This window comes from Rheinheimera sp. UJ51 (assembly GCF_020819615.1).
GTDB classification, from domain to species: Bacteria; Pseudomonadota; Gammaproteobacteria; order Enterobacterales; family Alteromonadaceae; genus Alishewanella; species Alishewanella maricola.
In genome coordinates this window covers 163824-183492 of sequence record NZ_JAJHOG010000001.1, presented here as the reverse complement: position 1 = coordinate 183492, position 19669 = coordinate 163824, and the positions used below count along the sequence as shown (strand labels likewise).

Genomic DNA, 19669 nt, shown 5'->3' with positions numbered 1-19669 from the left:
TTAGTCATCAAGGTTGATGCTAAAATCCTCCCTTGAACGTGTTAAATTGGGGTTGTAAAAAGGGTCATGGGCAATTTCGCTCGGCCACTTTTGTTGCATATAACTAATTTCGCCTTGTTCTCGTGCTTTTTTCTCAGGCGTATCTTCTTTGCCGCGGCTTTTCGATTCATAGTGATAAAGTTCAGCATAAGGTGTCCAAAGATTCCGGTATCCAGCTTGTTTTACTTTTAGGCATAAATCCACGTCATTAAAAGCCACCGTCAGATGATATTCTTCTAAACCGCCGACCTCTTCATACACGCTTTTTCGGATCAATAAACAGGCGGCCGTTACAGCAGAAAAATTTTGAACACTCAATAATCTGGATTGATGGCCTTTATCAAATTTTAAATAATGCTTGTGGGCATGGCCTGCTAAGCCCCAAAGTCCCAAAATAACGCCCGCATGTTGGATAGTGTCATCAAAGAAGTATAATTTTGCACCAACACAACCAATTTCTGGGCGGCAAGCATGTTGCAGCATTTCAGTAAGCCACTCTTTATTGATCACTTCAGTATCATTGTTCACTAAGCCAATGACGCTACCTTTGGCATGGCTTACGGCAAAGTTGTTGATGGCTGAATAATTAAAGGCTTTGTCATAGTGAATGACGCGTACTTTTTCATGCTGATTAATTTGCGTAAACCAATCTAAGGTTTCAGGATCGCTGCTTTGATTATCAACAATAATAATTTCGTAATGAGGATACTGTGTGAGATATAAAATACTGTTCACACAGGTTCGTGTTAATTCTAATGCATCGCGTGTAGGAATTATTAAGCTGACGAGAGGCCAAGGTTTTGGAATAGCATAGTGTAAATGAAATAACAGATCGCTCTTACCCTTAGTAACCTTTAACAGTTGTTCGTTATTTTGTTTAGCTAAATCTTGCAAGTGTTTTTTCACGCTAGCTAACATTGCTGAGGTGTAACCTAGCTTGAGGTTTTTCTGTGCTTGATGAAACAAGATCATTGGCAAATGTTTAATGTGTTCTGCCCGCTTGTCAGGTGCGATTCGTTTAACTGCCGCCAATAACAAACAATAGTGATGTTGTAAAAACCAGTTATTATCAGTCATTAGGTGCTGCAATAGCTGCGCTTTAACTGTAAACGCCATGCCGATATAATTATGATGCATTAAAAAGTCAGGGCTCCAATCGGGTTTGAAACGAGGAGCCACACGCATACCATCAGCGTTTAATAAATCATGGTCAGCATAGATAATATCCGAAGCACTAACACTGAGTTGTTTACTTAAAATACTCAGTGTTTCTGGTTTAAGTAGATCACCCTCTTGCAAAAAAATGAAATAAGTTTCATTGGTAGGAGTAAAGGATGTTTGTAAGCTCATCCTTTTATCTAGTTCAATCTCGCGCTTTGCGACTTCAGTTAACGCAGGTGTGATTTCGCAGAGGCTTATTTGCCAATTTGTATGAGTTTGTCTTTTTACTGAATTCAGGGTTTGTTGCAACGCTTTAGCGTTATCCTTGGCTCGCACAATAATATGAAACTGTACCGAATTGTCTAGGTTAGGCAGTTGTCGCTGTTGAATAAGTAGTGGCTCGCGTGTGGTACGCCAATAAGTGTAAGGTTCACAACTGACTAATTGATATGACAACTGAGGATGATATTCCTTCACTAGTTTTGATAAAGCAATTTCTTTACCCGCACGTTTAGATCTTGCTCGAGTAATTCTAAAGATATAACTTCGACTAATACCTTCTTTTACATGTTTGCGAGATACTTGAGCCATCATATGATACCAAGCAACAGCTGGAGATATCGCAGAAACCTTAACGGCAAACTCTGGTGCAACACCTGATGTACTTAGTGTATGCCAATGTAAGGTTAAGGCTTTTAGAGGGTTATGTCTTAAAAACACCAACGCTAGCTTATCATCAGCTTCTTTTAATAAGTTTGCCCCTATGGTGTTGTGATTTTGATGTAACCAAAAATTACCTTGATCCGCGATAAAAGCCAACGCAGCTTTGTTTTTAGCTTTAATTGAAATGCGGAACCATCCGGCAGGCTGGTTCACTTTACTGCGAATTTTCAAATCAAATTTATGTGACTCAGCCAGCCACTGTTTACTTTTAAGGGTAAAGTTAAATAATGGGGTTAACGTATTCAATTAGCAGTTTCCTCGGTGCTTAACGCGATAATGCTGAGGGCAAGCCAACGACTCAGTATTTCTTGTTCTTTTAGCCAATTATGCCGGCTAACGGCTTTGTGGTTTTTATCAGCATGATGATATTGACTAGCTGCATCATTCAAACTGAAACCTGTAACATACAGTTGGCATTGCGGTACTAACTGCCTTAAAAATCTGAGGGTTAATAAGCCTGCACTCGGTGGTGCGGCTAGCTCACGTACTAACTCCCGCCAAACTGACAACGGGACGGATAGGATATCTCTGCGTTTTTTTATGGCTGCAGGTAAGCGCGATAACCAATTGAGCATGTCAGGGCCTGTTAATACACACCAATGATGTTTTGGCGCGCCAAACTTAAAATCTGGAGCACATACCCAAATATCTGTTTTTAAACCAGTGTCTTCAGGGCGAGTTTCTTCACTGAAACAGCGATTAAAACGCAAAACTAAAGGCGAACGATCAATCATAGCACCAAGATTAGCATTTATTAAATTTGCACTGTTACCAACCAGTTGAATTGCGGATTTTTCAGACACGGCTTGCATAAGTTCTTGTTGTAATTCGTTTTGCTGCGTTGGCACTTTTAACAGTTTTTTACGTAAATGTGCGGCCGAACGATTTAACCATGACCAACACAACCTAGTAATAGCATTTTTATGCCACTTAGCGATACGTTGTTGTTGTTTTGTGCTGACCGGGTATCCTAAATCACGTCGAAAGGCGAGATAGTTTAGGTAATCCTCTAGTTTGCCACTTTGTTGCCAGCAGCAACGATATAACCAGAGAGTCGCGATATTATAAAAACCGGCCATACGCTGTTGCTTAGCTTGACTACGCAAAGCGGGCAGTGTGTGTGTAGCCCGGTAGTGTGGACGGGTTAAAAAAGCCGGATGCTTAATCATAGTGTCTGATAAAATTGCACAAACTGGTTGGCGTTATCAGCAGCCGTTGCTAGCTTGGTATTTGCATTGCGAAGGTGCTGGCTGGCTGCTTGGTAATGTTGTTTATCCAGTAATTTTTTAATAGCGTAATACCAGCTGTCTGAATCATGCATTAACATCGCACCAGCATTTTGCAACCGCTGCATATCTGGAATAGGGGTTGCTAGTGTTGGGGCGTTAAACCAAGAGGCTTCAATCGCTTTTAAGGCAGACTTATGGCGGTTAAATTCGCTCTCTTCCAGTGGTGCTAAATTTAACCAACTTTTTGCCACATGCTGGGCATAATCGGTAAAGCTTTGCTTGGGGTGGCGAACAAGTTGCCTAGGCCGACACTGAATATCGGTATTTAGCACACCGGTGATATGTAATTCGAGTTCAGGCTCTTCGGCTAAAACTTGTTCAAGTATTGGTTTAATTAACGCAAAATCTTTGTCATGGCTACGTGTGCCGGGAAAATACGTAAGGCGATGGCGCGTGCTTCTATCTTCTGCTTCTTGCATGTTTAGCCAAGTAAGGTGTACCGCATTCGGTAAGCACAACACGGGCTTATGGGTAAGTTGCTGCATTTTTTCTGCAAGCGGTAATACGGATACACTAAAGGCATCACAGTAATGTAAAGCCTGTTGATGTGCGCGAAAGTTTTTTTCTGTTTGTGTGATACTCACTAAGCCATTGACGACACCGGGGCTAACCGCCGCATATTCGGGTAAAAACACTAAATCATCAAAATCAGCAATCACTTTGCAACCTTGACGTTTTAATAAAGCCAGTTGCCAAGACAATACGATCCCTTTGCGAGGGCGATGCAATAATACGATATCAAAATGCTTGAAGGCACTGAGTTGACTAATATGCATGAGTTCAGTGTGATGACCCGCTTGCTTTAGCGCTAATGCCAAATTTTGGCAGCGATAGATAAAAGCAGGATCCTGCAGAAATAGCTTCGGGTTTTTATTATTTGCTACAAAGGCAATACGTAAGGGCTTCAAAAGGCTTCCTGACAGTGACTTAGTTGTTAATTGTAAACAAAGTGCCTGCACAATAACAACGTTCTTGGCATAATAGCGTCGTCAGTTGATTCTACTTTAAAAGGTTAGCGGTTATTTTGAACAATTATTTGCCTTTATTACCCACCGATAAACTGCTGTGTGTGTCGCCAGCGCTTAAGCGTACACCCCATTTATCGACTTTTTTAGGGGCGAATATCGTTTTTCAGGGGCGATTCTCACATGATCGCTCTCGCGGCTGTAAAGCCGTTATCGCTTGGGGTAACAAACCTTCAGCATTAAAAGCAACGGCGCTGGCAAAAAAGCTGAATTTACCCGTGCTTCGGCTGGAGGATGGTTTTTTACGTTCAGTTGAGCTTGGGATCCACAGTGCGCCATTTTCAATTGTGATAGATGATGGCGGTATTTATTATGATGCGAGCCAACCCTCGCGATTAGAGCAACTTATTAAATCGCCACTTGACCAACAGCAAATAAACCGTGCTCAGGCGTTGCTGCTGCAATGGCAGCAAAGCAGAGTATCGAAATATAATCACAGTCGTGAGCAAGCTGTGCCTGAAACGCCATTCGTTTTGGTGGTTGATCAAACCTTTGGTGATGCGGCCATTGCTTTTGGTCAGGCATCAGCTGAAAGTTTTCAGCAAATGCTGACAAGTGCATTAGCCTTTGACGAAACGGCTACAGTTGTAGTTAAAACTCATCCGGATGTATTTGCAGGCAAAAAACAGGGGTATTTTAAACCTGAACAATTGTCGCATCCCAGAATTACAGTGCTAACCAGCGACATCCATGCCCCGGCTTTATTAGAGCAAGCCACTGCGATATTTTGTGTTACCTCACAAATGGGATTTGAGGCGTTACTTTGGCAAAAGCCTGTTTATACCTTTGGCATGCCATTTTATGCGGGCTGGGGGTTAACACAGGATGCCTTGAGTGCACCTGAGCGACGAGAGCCGGTGAGTATTGAGCAATTGGTTTATGCTGCATTAGTTGCTTACCCACGCTATATCGATCCTGAGACCACACAACTCTGTGAAGTTGAGCACTTGTTAAGTTGGCTAGCATTACAGCGACAGCAGCGGCAACGTTTACCTGCAGAGCTTTTTGCCGTTAAACCCTCGCGTTGGAAAAAACCAGTATTGCGCCGTTTTACTCAAGGTAGCCGTTTAACCTTTGTTAAAGATCGTAATGCCATTCCTGAACAAGCTTGGGAGTTAAAATGGGGCTCTGTAATTCAGCAACCTAATACTGTGCGTGTTGAAGATGGCTTTATCCGTTCGGTGGGCTTGGGCGCGGATATGGTTAAACCCTCTTCTTGGGTGCTTGATACGGTTGGTATGTATTACGATGCCACGGCACCTTCTGCTCTCGAAGCCTTACTGGTTAAAGCTCGTTTTACTGCAGATGAACTTAGCCGTGCTGCCGCGTTGCGAAAGCGCCTAGTTAGCCAGAAGGTCACAAAATATAATTTGGGTGGCAGTACTTGGTGTCGACCCGCAAATAAAAAAGTGATTTTAGTGCCAGGGCAGGTTGAGTCTGATGCCTCTATTCGTTTAGGCTCACCCGTGTTAAAAACAAATTTAGCGTTATTACAGGCAGTACGTAGTGCTAACCTCGATGCTTATATTGTCTACAAACCCCACCCAGATGTATTGGCGGGGCTGCGTAATGCAGGCGCTGCCGATAGCGGCCCGCAAACAGAATATGACGAACTGGTAACTGATCAAGACATGGCACATATGTTTTCGCAGGTAGATGAAGTGCACACCCTCACATCGCTGGCTGGTTTTGAAGCTTTGCTGCGCGGTAAAGATGTAACTTGTTATGGTCAGCCTTTTTATGCCGGTTGGGGCTTAACTAACGATAAGTATCCGCCGACTCGGCGGAATATCCAGCGTACACTGGATGAATTGGTGGCGGCTACTTTAATTCGCTATCCCACTTATATAAGCCGAACTACCGGTTATTACACCACACCAGAGCGGGTTATCACTGAACTGGATTTGCTGCGCCAACAGCAGCCTGTAAAAACGCCTTGGTGGCGCATCGTCTTTCGTAAATTATTAGCCCTGAAAAAGTTTTAACACATCCGACCACACTCCGGTACAGGTCTGACCTTACTCCGAGACTGGTATGACCGCACTCCGGTACAGGTCTGGCCTTACTCAGAGACTGGTTTGACCATACTCTGAGTGGGAAGTGAGGGTGGTGCTTGTGTGGTGGCAGGGGGTCTGCTAGCATTGCCACGGATTTTCCGTTTGCACAGGACGTTGCAGTTATACCATGCGTAATTCACGTTTTTTTTCATTTTCCTTGATGTATCTGCTGCTTGCGTTGCCGCTTCAGGCGGCGCCGTGGGTGAATACCGACGACCTTTATTTACGCAGCAGCATTCAGTTACTGGCTGATGCAGGTCATCTTAAAACGCCAGTGAATACTTTGCCGTTGATGTGGCGTCCGCTATTACAAGACCTCACAACTTTAGATAGCAGTATCTTAGATGAACATGAGCTGTTGGCTTATACACGCTTGCTCACAGCCGCAAGGTTTGCACAGCAATCATCGAGTAGTGCCTTGACCGTCAGTGCGAGCACTGATCCGCTTGGTCAAAGCGCTGGCGCTAACCAGTATCAACAAAAAGGCTTATTTGCGATTAGTAGCGAGGTGGTTGCCAATAATTGGTCTGCTGGCGTGGTAAAACAATTTCGAAAAGACCCCTTTGATAGCAATCTCTATTCTGATAACACCAGCAATTGGGATGGCAGTTATGGCGCTTATGCGGTGGGTAATTGGGCGTTAATTGCAGGGGTGCTGCCGCAATGGTGGGGCCCGGCACAGCAGCAAAGCTTTAGTTTTGATAATCGTACTCGTCCGGCAAAAAGCTTACAGTTAAGCCGTTTAAATGCTAACGAACTACTCGGTTCTACTTTTGATTGGTTTGGCCCGGTTCATATTAATGTGCAAGTAGGGGAATATGCGGGTACTGCTGTGCTGCGTCATGCGCGTTATGGAGCAGCACGCGCTAATTTTAAGCCTACTGCAGCGTTAGAGTGGGGCGTTTCGGTATTTAGAATTCGCCCATACACAAACGAACTGCTAACAGTTCCCGAGTTGTTTGATCGATATTCTTTTGAAGATATGACAACGCTTGGTGTTGACTTGCAATGGCGATTGGGTGCCGGGTCGGTTTATGCCGAAATCTCTTCTCAACGAAGTGTAGCCATTGCAAATGGCTGGTTAGTGGGGGCTCAGTGGCATTTTGGCCATCAAAAATTACTGTTAAACGCCTTTGCTGAGTTGCAATATATTCCTGAAAAATACCAGTATTGGCAGGGGTTGCAACCTGATCAGCCGTTACAACAACTGCAACGAATGGTGAGCGTTGGTCTTAAAGCTTACAGCCCTGAAGGGCGAGCCGCTTACATAAAAACAGCGTTAACTCAGTCAAATATGACAGAAACGGCATCGTTGTTAACACTGCAAGATTATTTAATTGACCCGCTTTCATTACAAACAGGCATTCAGTTGCCCATTTGGCAAGGCTTACTTAGTTTTGATTACCACCTGCAGTATGGTGAACGGTATGGCGGCCAAGGTAACACACTTGTTCATGCTGCTGGTTTCACCTGGGAGTGGCGTTGGTAGGGGGTGTTTTAACCCCAACTGTGGTTGCTCGCTTTGTAATAAGTTGACTAACAGTGCTGATCCGCACTAACATTCGCCACGCTTTAATGGACATTTTACTATGGAAAGTGATTCTCTGCGGTTACAGTTTTGGTTGATGCTTTGTTGCCGAATTTTTGTAATTCAGTTCATCCCTTCAGTTTACTTACCTCTTGTACACATAGTAAATAAGACCTTACAAAATGCTTAAATAACGCATTTAACCTGGTTTAATTAATGGTTTAACAAAGTTTAGTTAATGTTTAAAAACAAAGTATTACTGAGTTTATAGGCATGTAAAATATTGCGTGATGGGTGTTTGTAACACTCTGAATTAAAAATTAACATTGGTTTAATGTAAAAGCGAAATCAGTGATACAGCAAAGTGGATTTACGTTATACTTTCGCACTTAGAACCATACAATTCCTTCGCATTGTAGTGAATGTGATGGATATAAAAATTGGTAAAATCAATAACAAAATGGAAGCACGTTAATGAGGTTGTCTACAGGTTTTTTTCGCAAACTAGTGGTGAGCATCCCTGCTTTGTTTATGGCGGTCAGTGTCGTTGCACAACAACCAAGCGCGGCACAAATTAAACAGTTTCAGCAATTACCTAAAGCGCAACAAGAAGCTTTAGCAAAGCAATATGGTATTGATATTTCCAGTTTGTCATCAGGCGCAACGGCAAATCGTTTGCAATCTGACAACGTTGAAAATCTAAAGCCTAACCAAGAATTAAATGCTTTATCGTTACAACAAGCATTAAATGCTGCGCAGCCAGAAGACAAAACTGAAGATCCAGCGGTTTTACGCCGTTTCGGCGAAAACTTGTTTGATAGTCAAATCAGTACATTTGCCCCTGTAGCTAATGCGCCGGTTCCAAACTCTTACACATTAGGCCCAGATGACACCTTATTGCTGCAGATTTACGGTAAAGAAAGCAGTGATTATGAGTTAGTGGTGAAACGTGATGGTAGTGTTATGTTGCCCAACGGTGGGCCATTAAATGTAGCGGGTTTAAGTTTTAACCAAGCCAGTGAACTGATCCGCAATAGAATTAGTGAATCCAATATTGGGTTACAAGCTGCGGTAACCATGGGGCAACTGCGCACCATAAATATTTTTATCGCTGGAGAAGCACGTAATCCGGGGATGTATGCCGTTTCAGCGCTAACTTCTGTAACTCAAGCGTTGTTTGTCGCCGGTGGTGTTTCAGAGATCGGCAGTTTAAGAGATATTCGAGTTACTCGTGCGGGCAAGTTGATAGCGTCATTTGATTTATATCAGTTATTGCTGCATGGCAATAATGCCAATGATGTCACCTTGCAACATGGCGACGTACTGTTTATTGCCCCAGCTGGCGCAATAGTGGCTATTGAAGGTGAAGTGCGTCGTCCTGCCTATTACGAATTAGCGAAAGGGGAAACGCTTGAGCAGCTAATTAGCATGGCTGGCGGCTTACAAGCTGCTGCTCATGTTAATGCTGTGACATTACATCGCGCGGGTCCCAATGGGCGTGAGCTGGTTAATTTAAATTTAACTGAAGCTAATGCTAAGAATGTTATGCTGCGTTCCGGTGACAAATTGTTAGTGCCACAATTGTCTCAACGTGTAAAAGATCAGGTAGTGATTGTTGGTGCTGTCGCTCGGCCAGGAACTTATGCCTGGAAACAAGGTATGCAATTGCATCATTTGCTAGGCAATATCTGGTCTGATTTACTGCAAAGCACAGACGCAAATTATGCCTTGGTGGTTCGTCGTTTAAATAATCGTGGTGATGTTGAAGTACAGCAATTCAACTTGTTAGACGCACTGGACCAATCACAATCCAATCAATTCACCCCGCTTCCATTGCAACCACAAGATGTTGTGTTAGTTTTCCATCAAGTCAATCAAACCTACGACCGCGAAAAGCTGAATAGTTTTGTTCGTCGTGCCGTTGCAGGCAAGCTCAATCGTTTTACTGAAAATGCCTTGTTGGCCGGTGATATAACCGCCACGCTTTTCAAGCAACTTGAAACTAAAAGTGCTCTGATTGCTAGCAGCCAGTTCAAATCTGAACAACAAGAATTAACTGAGCAAATGCTATTAGAAAGTTTTGTATCTACCATGCTAGAACAACTTTATACCAACCCGGACTACATCGCCTTGTCTAAGCATTTTTCTCGCCGTGAATTGTTGTTTCCACTGCTGCAAATGTTAACGAAGAAAAGTTCAGAACAGCAAGCTGTGCCAATTATATCGGTATCGGGTGATGTAAAAGTGCCCGGTGAATACCCGCTTGCGGTTGGTGGTAATGTCGCCATGTTAATCAGTGCCGCAGGGGGCTTGAATAGTTCAGCTTACTTGCCACGTGCTGAATTAAGCCGGTTTTTATCTCAACAAGTTGAACGCAATGGCGTAGAGCAGCAAAATATTAATATCGATCTTGGCGCTATTCTTAAAGATTCACAGCAAGATATTTTGTTAACCAGCCGAGATCGGGTAAATGTTTTCAGTACACCAGATTGGTCGCAAGTTCGGCTCGTTAACATACAAGGGGAAGTGAGATTTCCTGGTACTTATCAAGTGTTAAAAGGCGAAAAACTTTCGGATGTTATTAAACGTGCCGGTGGGTTTACCAGTGATGCTTATCCGTATGGTGCTGTATTTACTCGAAACGCAATCCGGCTACGCGAAACAGAACAAGCGGCCAAGTTAATTTCCCAATTAAAAGCGGATGTTGCTAGTCGGGTAGTCAGCAGTGAAAGTGGTTTAGCCAGCGCAGCAGGCGCTTCGCCATTAGCCATGTTAAATGAGTTGCAAACACTTGAGCCCATTGGTCGTATGGTCGTTAACCTTGAGCAAATTGCAAAAGGTGAGACAACATACGATCTTGAGGTAGAACATCAAGACAATTTATACATTCCGCGCAATCAAACGTCGGTTACCATTATGGGCGAAGTACAACACCCTGGTTCTCACCGTTTCCGTAATGGCTTAAGTGTCAGCGAATACCTTGCTTTAGCGGGCGGGCCACGTAAACGGGCTGATCAAGAGCGTGTTTTCGTCATTCGCGCAGACGGTTCCGTTATGATCCCAAGCCAAAGTCGCTGGTTTAGTGCCGTGAACGACGAGCTGCGTCCAGGTGATACCATTATTATGCCGCTGGATACAGAATATAAAGATAGCTTAAGTGTTTGGGCGCAAGTCACACAAATTTTTTATCAAACGGCTGTTGCCATTGCCGCGCTTAACAGTTTTTAAGCTGACATCAGTATAGGAAGACAATAAAAAATGACTCAATCAACTGAGGCGATCACACCTACACATCAAGAGGTGGATGTATCGGTCTTGCTCAGCATTTTATGGCGTAAAAAATGGCTAATAGGGCTAGTAACCTTAATTTTTTCAGCTGCAGCAGCTTTCTATGCGCTTAGACTTGCTGATACTTATCGCTCTGAGGTGCTACTCGCCGCTGTTGGTAGCAGTTCTAGCATGAATCTACCCGGTCAATTAGGGGGGTTAGCCGCGTTGGCAGGGGTAAATTTAGGCTCATTAAATAAAAACGGAGACAATACCGCCCTGGCGTTAGAGATTTTAAAATCTCGCGATTTTATTGGTCGTTTTGTTGAAAAGCATCAGTTGTTGCTACCGTTAATGGCGGCTAAGAGCTGGGATAGAGCCACCGATTCACTTGTGTTTGACGAAAAGATTTATCTAGCAGAACAACAAAAATGGGTTCGCGATGTATCGGCGCCGTTTAAACCTGAGCCTTCCTTACTGGAAGCTTACGATGCGTTTATGAAGCGCTTTAATGTGGTTCATGACAAAAGTGCAGGTATGGTGCGTTTAAGTATAAGTTATTATTCACCTTATTTAGCCCAACAATGGCTAACGTTAATCGTTGCAGACTTAAACGAAGAAATGCGCCTGTTAGAGCTAAATCAGGCACAACGCAGCATTGATTTTTTAAGTAAACAGATAAAAGAAACCAATCTTGCTGATGTTAGAACCACTCTCTATTCGTTAATCGAAGAGCAAACAAAAACACTCATGCTAGCCAATGTTCGAGAAGAATATGTTTTTAAAACCGTCGATGCGGCTTATGCGCCTGAGAGAAAAGCAGCGCCTAAGCGGTCATTGATCGTTGTTTTAGCGGCATTACTTGGCGGTTTATTATCGAGTACCTTGGTGCTTTTCCGCTCTCTGAGCTATCGCTCGAGCGCTCTCTAATTACCATGAATACCGTTACAGAACGTAAAAGACTGTTTAGTAATGTCTTGTCTTTATTGGTGCTTCAAGGCGCTAACTATTTGTTACCGTTGCTAACGGTACCTTTTTTAGTCAGGGTATTAGGCGTTGAGAATTTTGGGCTGGTAGCCTTTATTACTGCGGTAGTGATGTATTTTATCATTATCACCGACTACGGTTTTAATCTCACCGCCACCAGAAAAGTATCGCTTTGTCGCGATAATCCGCAACAACTTGCTACTCTGGTATCCGAGGTCTTTTGGGTTCGGATGCTGCTTTGTGGTTTGTCTTTAAGTGTTTTAACGTTATTGGTGCTCGGAATTGAGCGATTCCAATCTCATGCCTTCGCGTATTATTTAGCCTTTGGAATGGTGTTAGGCAATGCATTAATGCCCGTGTGGTTATTCCAAGGGCTTGAACGCATGGCTTATATTACCGTACTGAACATCGGTGCTCGTTGTGTTGCTGTGGCTGGCATTTTTTTGTTAGTAAGACAACCTAGTGATTATTGGTTGGTGTTATTACTGAATGCTTTTGGTTATTTGTTAAGTGGCATGGTGGCGGTTTATATTCAAATTTTTCGTTTAAAGATCCCGCTACATCGTCCGAATATTCACACTATGCTTATGCAATTGCGTGATGGCTGGCATGTGTTTTTATCGTCCATTTCCATCAGTTTTTATACGATTTCTTCCAGCGTCATTTTAGGTTTATTCGCAGGCAATGTGGCTTTAGGTTATTTTGCCGCGGCCGAGAAATTAATTGCAGCAGTAAAAGGGTTAACAGCACCCGTCATGCAGGCCATTTTTCCTGCGGTAAGCCGTAAAATGGTTGAAAATCAGCAGGCAGCCTTTCGTTTTGTTAAGCAGGTAGGTTTAGTGATGTTGGTGTTGTTAGGTTTGGCTTGTTTACTGCTGGTGTGGTTTGCTGAGCCTATCGTGACACTGGTGCTAGGACCAAATTATCAAGCGTCTATCTTGCTCGTACAATTATTAGCTATCACGCCAGTGGTGGTGTTACTCAGCAATATTTTTGGTGTACAACTCATGCTGCCGTTGAAGTTAAACAAAAGATACAGTCAGATTTATGTCGTGGCTGCGTTGCTAAGTTTAACCTTAGCTCTTATTCTCGTGCCCCTTTATGCTGAGTTGGGTACAGTATTAACCATAATTAGCATTGAGCTGTTTGTGATGTTGGCTATGGGCTTTAGTGTGTGGCGTTACTTACGGCTAAACACATCGATTACTGCGGAGCAGAGCAATGTCTGAAGTAACCTTGCCTAACGTGACGTTGTTAATTCTGCTCTATCAAAAACAACTTGATACCTGTAGCACTTTCTTATCTTTACTGAAAAACCCGCTGGCATCACAGGTTAATGTCGTGATCTGGGATAATGGTAGCCTTGCTCAATTACATGAGAACAGGTTAATGGCTGAGCATTACCAGCATGATTTTGCTTCGCTTCTTGTTCAAGGCAATGGCCAGAATATGCCGCTTTCAAAAGTATACAATCAGGTATTTGAGCAAGCATTTCAGCAAAATGGCGCCGAACTCGTGGTTTTGCTAGACCATGACACTGAGCTACCGTCCGATTACCTGCAAATTTTTATTGATGAATATCAGCAAACCGCGGGTGAATTACTGTTAGTTCCGCAAGTTCGTTCTAAAATGCAAAAACTGCTGGTGTCTCCACGCCGGCAAGAAGCTTATTACTTATTTCGTCGCTATCACTTGTCTTGTGATTTTGAGGGCGTATCTGCGGGTATGCAGAATACAAATCAGTTTTTTGCGGTAGCCAGTGGTTTAGGGATCACCGCAAAAGTGTGGCAAACCGGGCTAAGGTTTGAAGAAACACTGCAATTTTACGGTATAGATACCGAATTTTGTGCTGATTATGCCAGTAAGTTTAGTCACTTTTTCTTATCGAACGCGGTGCTAAGCCACGATATTTCGGAAGAGGCCACTGAAAGTTCTGAAGTAAAGATGTGGCGGTTTGAACAACATATGGATTACTGGCGTTTTCAGTTAAAAAAACATGCGCCTTATCCTAGCTGGTGTACTGCTGCATTTGTAGCATGTTATCGGCGACTTTACCGGCTTAAAGTGAGGCTGCAAGCGCATGATTGAATTATCAGTGATCATTCCCACTTGTAATCGTGGAGACTTATTACAACAAGCGGTTATGTCTGTTGTTGCCCAACAATTGGCCAATTATGAAATTATTATTGTTGATGATAGCACTACGCCACAGCAACCGCTTTTTTTACAGCAACTCATGGTTTCAGCACCTATTCGTTATGTCGTAAATAACGGTGCGCATGGTGCTGCCAATGCCCGAAATTTTGGTGTACAACAGGCTCAGGGGGTGTTCATTACATTTTTAGATGATGACGACCTGTATATGCCTGGCCGTTTGCACAATATGTTACAAGTGATGCGAAGTGGCGATTACGTTTTTGTCTCATCTGGCCGTTTTTATCAACTGAATGATTTTAACAGTGTGCAGCAAGTGCCTCGCCAATTGCAGGGCGTGGTGAGTTTGACTGACATCTACCAAGCCAATGACATAGATATTGGTTTTATGCTTAAACGCGACACTTTTTTAGCCCTAAAAGGTTTTGATAACAGTTTTAAAAATTTAGAAGATTGGGATTTTGTTATTCGGATGGCGCAGCTAGGTAATGGATATAAACTCCCTCGGGTAGATTACTGCGTGAATATTGCAACAAACCGTCCGCGTGTTTCTGACAATGATTGGATCGGGTATCAGCAAATTTTAGAGCGTTATCAGAACAGTTTTGGTCCTGCTTGGGCGGCTTATATTACTGCCTCAATTTATCGTTTGAAAAAGATTCATAGCCCATTGCCATATCTGAGAATTTGCTTTCATTCTAAGAGTATAACTCCTTTTTTTGAGTTCATTAAAATGACACTGAAACGCTCTCATGCATTGTTATTTAGTAAGTCGGAAAAATAAATGCAAATTGCATTACTGTCTGAGAAACACGAAAAATTTTTTCAAAAGGTGATACTTTTTTTCTTCATCGCCTTTTGTGTATCTTCATTAATTTTTCCACCTCTTTTTATAAAGAAAATTGCGTTTTTATTTTTTTTCATTGCGGTTGGAGCCTATAACTGGTTTTTTAAAGTAAAAGGCTTTTTAATATTAAATGGATATTTGCTTTTTTTTATTTTTGCTATTTTTTTACTGCAAGGTTTTAAAAATAACGCAAGTTTCGAACTTGGTTTGCAGTATTTGTTGTCTTTATCTCTTTTGTTTTTTGTCGGGACATTCAGTAGATTAAAATTCGATTTTGATAAGTTTATTGTCTATATAGGGTGCTTTCTAACTTTTTTTGTAATTTATCTATCTCTCACATATTTCGAAGATTTTGTATCAGTATCACTTCCTTTCGGTAAACTGTTCCTTAATTTTTATATTGATAATGAACTGGGTTACTTAGGTTTTCGACAGTTTGGCAACTTTAAGCCACCTATGTTTCACTTTGTGAGCAGTCCTTTTTTAGTTGTGTCTTTTTTACTCGGAATTATTCTTTTAATTGAAAGAAAGAAAAAAGTCTTCGCATTTTGCTCTTTATTTGTTTTCCTCGGTGTATTGCTAAGTGGTTCTAGATCAATGGTTTTGATATCTTTGATTGGTGCTTTCGCTGTTTTTTTTATTTATAGTTCATTTAAAATTAAAATTTTGATGATGCTGTTAAGCTTTTTTTTAATACTGTTATTTGGTTTTTTCTTGGTGAATTCTGATGTTTTAGCTAATGTTTTTTCTTTGCAGGAAACATCTAACCGAACTAAATATGGTCACTTTTTATCGTTTTTGGATTCCTTTAACAATGAAAATGTATTTTATGGTTCTGGTCTTGCTTCAAATTACTATTCAATGGGAGTGAGAAAATTTATTCCTCAAACAGAGATTATGATTCTTGATTTTTTTCGTTATTTTGGTGTGCTGATTTCATTTTTTGTGATTTTCATTTTTATCTTTCCAATCAAGTACATTTTTTTGAAGCGGAAACTTAGTTTTTGTTCAAAATCTCTTCATTTTGATTCAAGGTTTTTTGTTTTTCTATGTTACTTTTTTATGTCATTTAGCAATCCAGTTTTACTTACTTCAGTTGGAATGACTGTCGTTTTTTGGTTTTGGGTTTCTCGAATCAACGACTTAAAAATGAATATTGACTAGGTTATTTATCTAAAATTGGTATGGAATAAATTTGAATACATTTTCTATTATTGTTGCTTATAACCCAAATCTAAAAGCAATAAAGCTGATGGTTGCTCAACTTTTGGAGGGGAAAATAACCCCTGTTATTGTCAATAACTCGAGTCATGCTTTACCTCAAGATATTGGATGTAAAGTGATTGAGCTGGGCGACAACTTGGGTATAGCCAAAGCGCAAAATGTTGGGCTGGAGTTTGTAAAACGTGAAAATGGCTACGCGGTGATTTTTTTTGATCAAGACAGTGTGATCAATCAGCCTCTGCTTGAAACATTACTCAAGCCTATTGTGAATGGCGAAGCTGAAATGACGGCGCCAGTTTTTTACGATGAAAAACAAGGGTTCTTTTATAAAATCATCAGCATTGATGCTGTTGGTAGAACACATAAACACACTTTAGACCATATTTCTGACAAGTTTGAAACCAATGTCGTTATTTCTTCAGGTCATACTGTTAAACTATCGGTGTTTGAAACGGTAGGCGATATGGCAGACGATTTTTTTATCGATTATGTTGATACCGAATGGTGTTTGCGTGCAGCGAGTTTTGGCTATCGAACTCGTATTTGCAAAGAGGCCATTATGCAGCATTCGATTGGCGATAAAGTGATTAACCTGGGGCACTTTAAAGCACCTGTTCATAGCCCTTATCGGCGATACTATCGTATTCGAAATGCTTTTTTACTGTTACGTAAAAAGCATATTCCAAAACGAATGGCGTGTAGAGAGGTCATTTATGCCTTGCTTCATCATATGGTTTTGATCTGTTGCTGCACCGAAAAAATGAATTATATTAAGTATTTACTGCTTGGCATCTGGCATGGTATCAGAGGTCGTTCTGGTAAGTTGTAAAGTTTAAACACGATTGTGATGAGGGAAATATCTTGAAAATTTTAGTGACGGGTGGTGCTGGTTTCATCGGTTCGGCCGTTGTACGACACATTATCCAGGATACTGCACACAGTGTGGTAAATGTAGATAAACTCACTTACGCCGGTAATTTAAGTTCGTTAGCCGCCGTGGCTAACCATGAGCGTTATGCTTTTGAACAGGCCGATATTTGTGACAGTGCGCTGATGACACGCATCTTTGCGGAGCATCAACCTGATGTCATTATGCATTTGGCTGCAGAAAGCCATGTTGATCGCTCTATTGATGGTCCAGCCGCTTTTATTCAAACTAATATCGTGGGTACCTATGTGTTATTAGAAGCGGCTCGCGCTTACTGGAAAGCGCTACCGCTGGAGCGTCAAGCGATATTTAAGTTTCATCATATTTCGACCGACGAAGTGTACGGTGATTTACATGGAACCGACGACCTGTTTACCGAAACCACAGCCTATGAGCCGAGCAGCCCTTATTCTGCCAGCAAAGCTAGCTCCGATCATTTGGTACGCGCATGGAATCGTACCTTCGGCTTACCCGTGGTAGTGACTAACTGCTCTAATAATTATGGTCCTTATCATTTCCCAGAAAAACTGATCCCCTTAGTCATATTAAATGCGTTATCTGGCAAACCCTTGCCGGTGTACGGCAAAGGTGATCAAGTACGTGATTGGTTATATGTTGAAGATCATGCTAGGGCGTTACTCACCGTGCTGTTAAAAGGCGAAAACGGTGAAACCTACAATATTGGTGGCCATAACGAAAAACAAAATATTGAAGTGGTTAAAACTATTTGCGCTTTATTGGATGAATTAGTGCCTGCAAAACCGGCAGGGATCCAGCAATATCAAGATTTAATTACCTATGTTGCGGATCGCCCTGGCCATGATTTGCGCTATGCCATTGATGCCAGCAAAATTGCCCGAGAGCTTGGCTGGGTACCTCAAGAAAGTTTTGAAACAGGTTTAAGAAAGACCGTGCAGTGGTATTTAGCGAACTCTGATTGGTGGCGTGCCGTGTTAGATGGCAGTTACCAGCTAGAACGTTTAGGGCAAGGACAAGGACAATAACATGGCTAAATACAAAGGAATTGTGCTCGCTGGCGGCTCTGGCACACGCTTGTTTCCGCTTACGCGAGGCGTCTCTAAGCAACTGTTACCGATTTACGATAAACCGATGATTTATTACCCGCTCTCTACCTTAATGTTAGCGGGGATCCAAGATATTTTGATTATCACTACGCCAGAAGATAACGCTAATTTTCAGCGTTTGTTAGGCGATGGTGCAGAGCTTGGGTTAAATTTATCTTATGCGGTGCAACCCTCTCCAGATGGTTTAGCTCAAGCGTTTCTGATTGGTGAATCGTTTATTGGCGACGACAATGTTTGTTTGGTACTGGGCGATAATATTTTCTATGGCCAATCTTTTTCTCGAACACTTCGCAGTGCCGTGATGCGCGAGAGCGGTGCTACCGTATTTGGTTACAAAGTCAAAGATCCAGAGCGTTTTGGTGTGGTCGAGTTTGATCAACAGATGAAAGCCCTGTCTATCGAAGAAAAACCCTTAAAACCCAAATCAGCCTATGCCGTTACGGGGCTGTATTTTTACGATAACACGGTAGTTGAGCTGGCAAAACAGGTTAAACCTTCTGCGCGTGGCGAGCTAGAAATTACCACACTAAACCAAATGTATTTAGAGGCTGGTAAGCTAAATGTAGAAATTTTAGGCCGCGGTTTTGCTTGGTTAGATACCGGTACGCACGAAAGCTTGCATGAGGCATCGTCCTTTGTACAAACCATCGAGCATGTGCAGGGTTTAAAGGTAGCGTGTTTAGAGGAGATTGCTTGGCGTAATGGCTGGTTATCTTCAGAGCAGCTTACTCAGATTGCAAAACCGATGCTGAAAAACGAATATGGTCAATATCTGCAACAGTTAGTCAAGGAAGGCAAGTAAATGCACATTATCGATACGGCCATTGCCGATGTAAAAATCCTCACCCCCAAAACCTTTGGTGATGAGCGTGGTTTTTTTATGGAAACCTTCCGAGATGATTGGTTTAAACAGCATGTGGCCAATGTTAGCTTTGTTCAAGATAATCACAGTAAATCGGCTCAAGGCATTTTACGTGGCTTGCATTATCAATTAAAACAACCTCAAGGCAAACTCGTTCGGGTGGTATCGGGCGAAGTGTATGATGTAGCAGTGGATATGCGTCAAAGTAGCCCGACCTTTGGTCAATGGGTTGGTGTATTGCTCTCTGCTGAAAACAAACAGCAATTGTGGGTTCCTGCTGGTTTTGCACATGGTTTTTATGTTACTTCAGACAGTGCTGAGTTTGTGTATAAATGCACAGACTATTATGCACCCGAGCATGAGCGCAGTTTACTCTGGTCTGACAGCGAATTAGCCATTACTTGGCCAATCTTACCCGGCACTTCGCCCAGTTTGTCGGTTAAAGATCAACAAGGCCTGCCATTTGCGCAAGCCAGTCGTTTCGAGTAATGCC

General features: G+C 42.2%; 15 protein-coding genes. 12 read left to right on the top strand and 3 right to left on the bottom strand.

The window, feature by feature from the left end; translation table 11 throughout:
- The 3 genes from LMJ53_RS00785 to LMJ53_RS00775 are packed head-to-tail and all read right to left on the bottom strand — an operon-like array spanning nt 1 to nt 4120.
- A complete protein-coding gene (locus LMJ53_RS00785) occupies nt 1-2169 on the bottom strand; it encodes a glycosyltransferase family 2 protein (RefSeq protein WP_229584345.1) in 2169 nt (722 codons plus the stop codon).
- Nucleotides 2166-3092, bottom strand: coding sequence for a glycosyltransferase family 29 protein (locus tag LMJ53_RS00780; protein WP_229584344.1), 927 nt, complete (start codon nt 3090-3092; stop codon nt 2166-2168). Before LMJ53_RS00780 ends, LMJ53_RS00785 begins: the two co-directional genes overlap by 4 nt.
- Nucleotides 3089-4120 (bottom strand): hypothetical protein, encoded by a 1032-nt coding sequence (locus LMJ53_RS00775; protein ID WP_229584343.1) that lies wholly within the window; start codon nt 4118-4120, stop codon nt 3089-3091. Before LMJ53_RS00775 ends, LMJ53_RS00780 begins: the two co-directional genes overlap by 4 nt.
- A gap of 116 nt (nt 4121-4236) precedes the next feature.
- Here LMJ53_RS00775 and LMJ53_RS00770 point away from each other — a divergent pair, with 116 nt between their 5' ends.
- The 12 genes from LMJ53_RS00770 (at nt 4237) to rfbC (ending at nt 19665) form a co-directional block, all read left to right on the top strand.
- The gene (locus LMJ53_RS00770) at nt 4237-6222 is read left to right on the top strand and encodes a capsular polysaccharide biosynthesis protein (protein ID WP_229584342.1); all 1986 of its coding nucleotides are present in this window, start codon (nt 4237-4239) and stop codon (nt 6220-6222) included.
- Nucleotides 6223-6421: 199 nt separating this feature from the next.
- On the top strand, nt 6422-7783 hold the full coding sequence (locus tag LMJ53_RS00765) for a capsule assembly Wzi family protein (protein ID WP_229584341.1): 1362 nt from the start codon (nt 6422-6424) through the stop codon (nt 7781-7783).
- A gap of 513 nt (nt 7784-8296) precedes the next feature.
- Nucleotides 8297-11050, top strand: coding sequence for an SLBB domain-containing protein (locus LMJ53_RS00760; protein WP_229584340.1), 2754 nt, complete (start codon nt 8297-8299; stop codon nt 11048-11050).
- Between the two features lie 30 nt (nt 11051-11080).
- Nucleotides 11081-12019: a Wzz/FepE/Etk N-terminal domain-containing protein gene (locus LMJ53_RS00755; RefSeq protein WP_229584339.1), complete on the top strand. Its 939-nt coding sequence runs from the start codon at nt 11081-11083 to the stop codon at nt 12017-12019.
- 5 nt (nt 12020-12024) lie between these two features.
- On the top strand, nt 12025-13305 hold the full coding sequence (rfbX, locus tag LMJ53_RS00750; protein ID WP_229584338.1) for an oligosaccharide flippase family protein: 1281 nt from the start codon (nt 12025-12027) through the stop codon (nt 13303-13305).
- Nucleotides 13298-14164 (top strand): hypothetical protein, encoded by an 867-nt coding sequence (locus LMJ53_RS00745; RefSeq protein WP_229584337.1) that lies wholly within the window; start codon nt 13298-13300, stop codon nt 14162-14164. Before rfbX ends, LMJ53_RS00745 begins: the two co-directional genes overlap by 8 nt.
- Entirely contained in the window at nt 14157-15014 is an 858-nt protein-coding gene (locus LMJ53_RS00740) for a glycosyltransferase family 2 protein (RefSeq protein ID WP_229584336.1), read from the top strand. Before LMJ53_RS00745 ends, LMJ53_RS00740 begins: the two co-directional genes overlap by 8 nt.
- Nucleotides 15015-16241, top strand: a complete 1227-nt coding sequence (locus tag LMJ53_RS00735) for a hypothetical protein (RefSeq protein ID WP_229584335.1) — start codon at nt 15015-15017, stop codon at nt 16239-16241.
- 31 nt (nt 16242-16272) lie between these two features.
- Complete coding sequence (locus tag LMJ53_RS00730) at nt 16273-17130, top strand: rhamnosyltransferase (RefSeq protein ID WP_229584334.1); 858 nt, start codon at nt 16273-16275, stop codon at nt 17128-17130.
- Between the two features lie 32 nt (nt 17131-17162).
- Complete coding sequence (rfbB, locus tag LMJ53_RS00725) at nt 17163-18233, top strand: dTDP-glucose 4,6-dehydratase (protein WP_267867415.1); 1071 nt, start codon at nt 17163-17165, stop codon at nt 18231-18233.
- A 1-nt stretch (nt 18234) separates the two neighbouring features.
- Nucleotides 18235-19116: a glucose-1-phosphate thymidylyltransferase RfbA gene (gene rfbA, locus LMJ53_RS00720; protein ID WP_229584333.1), complete on the top strand. Its 882-nt coding sequence runs from the start codon at nt 18235-18237 to the stop codon at nt 19114-19116.
- Nucleotides 19117-19665, top strand: a complete 549-nt coding sequence (gene rfbC / locus LMJ53_RS00715; protein ID WP_229584332.1) for a dTDP-4-dehydrorhamnose 3,5-epimerase — start codon at nt 19117-19119, stop codon at nt 19663-19665.
- Nucleotides 19666-19669: the final 4 nt, after the last annotated feature.

Excerpts from the sequence above, each read along its gene's own strand:
- LMJ53_RS00780 (WP_229584344.1), bottom strand. The coding sequence starts at position 3,092 with ATGATTAAGCATCCGGCTTTTTTAACCCGTCCACACTACCGGGCTACA.
- LMJ53_RS00765 (WP_229584341.1), top strand. The coding sequence starts at position 6,422 with ATGCGTAATTCACGTTTTTTTTCATTTTCCTTGATGTATCTGCTGCTT.
- LMJ53_RS00760 (WP_229584340.1), top strand. The coding sequence starts at position 8,297 with ATGAGGTTGTCTACAGGTTTTTTTCGCAAACTAGTGGTGAGCATCCCT.
- LMJ53_RS00755 (WP_229584339.1), top strand. The coding sequence starts at position 11,081 with ATGACTCAATCAACTGAGGCGATCACACCTACACATCAAGAGGTGGAT.
- rfbX (WP_229584338.1), top strand. The coding sequence starts at position 12,025 with ATGAATACCGTTACAGAACGTAAAAGACTGTTTAGTAATGTCTTGTCT.
- LMJ53_RS00745 (WP_229584337.1), top strand. The coding sequence starts at position 13,298 with ATGTCTGAAGTAACCTTGCCTAACGTGACGTTGTTAATTCTGCTCTAT.
- LMJ53_RS00740 (WP_229584336.1), top strand. The coding sequence starts at position 14,157 with ATGATTGAATTATCAGTGATCATTCCCACTTGTAATCGTGGAGACTTA.
- LMJ53_RS00735 (WP_229584335.1), top strand. The coding sequence starts at position 15,015 with ATGCAAATTGCATTACTGTCTGAGAAACACGAAAAATTTTTTCAAAAG.
- rfbA (WP_229584333.1), top strand. The coding sequence starts at position 18,235 with ATGGCTAAATACAAAGGAATTGTGCTCGCTGGCGGCTCTGGCACACGC.
- rfbC (WP_229584332.1), top strand. The coding sequence starts at position 19,117 with ATGCACATTATCGATACGGCCATTGCCGATGTAAAAATCCTCACCCCC.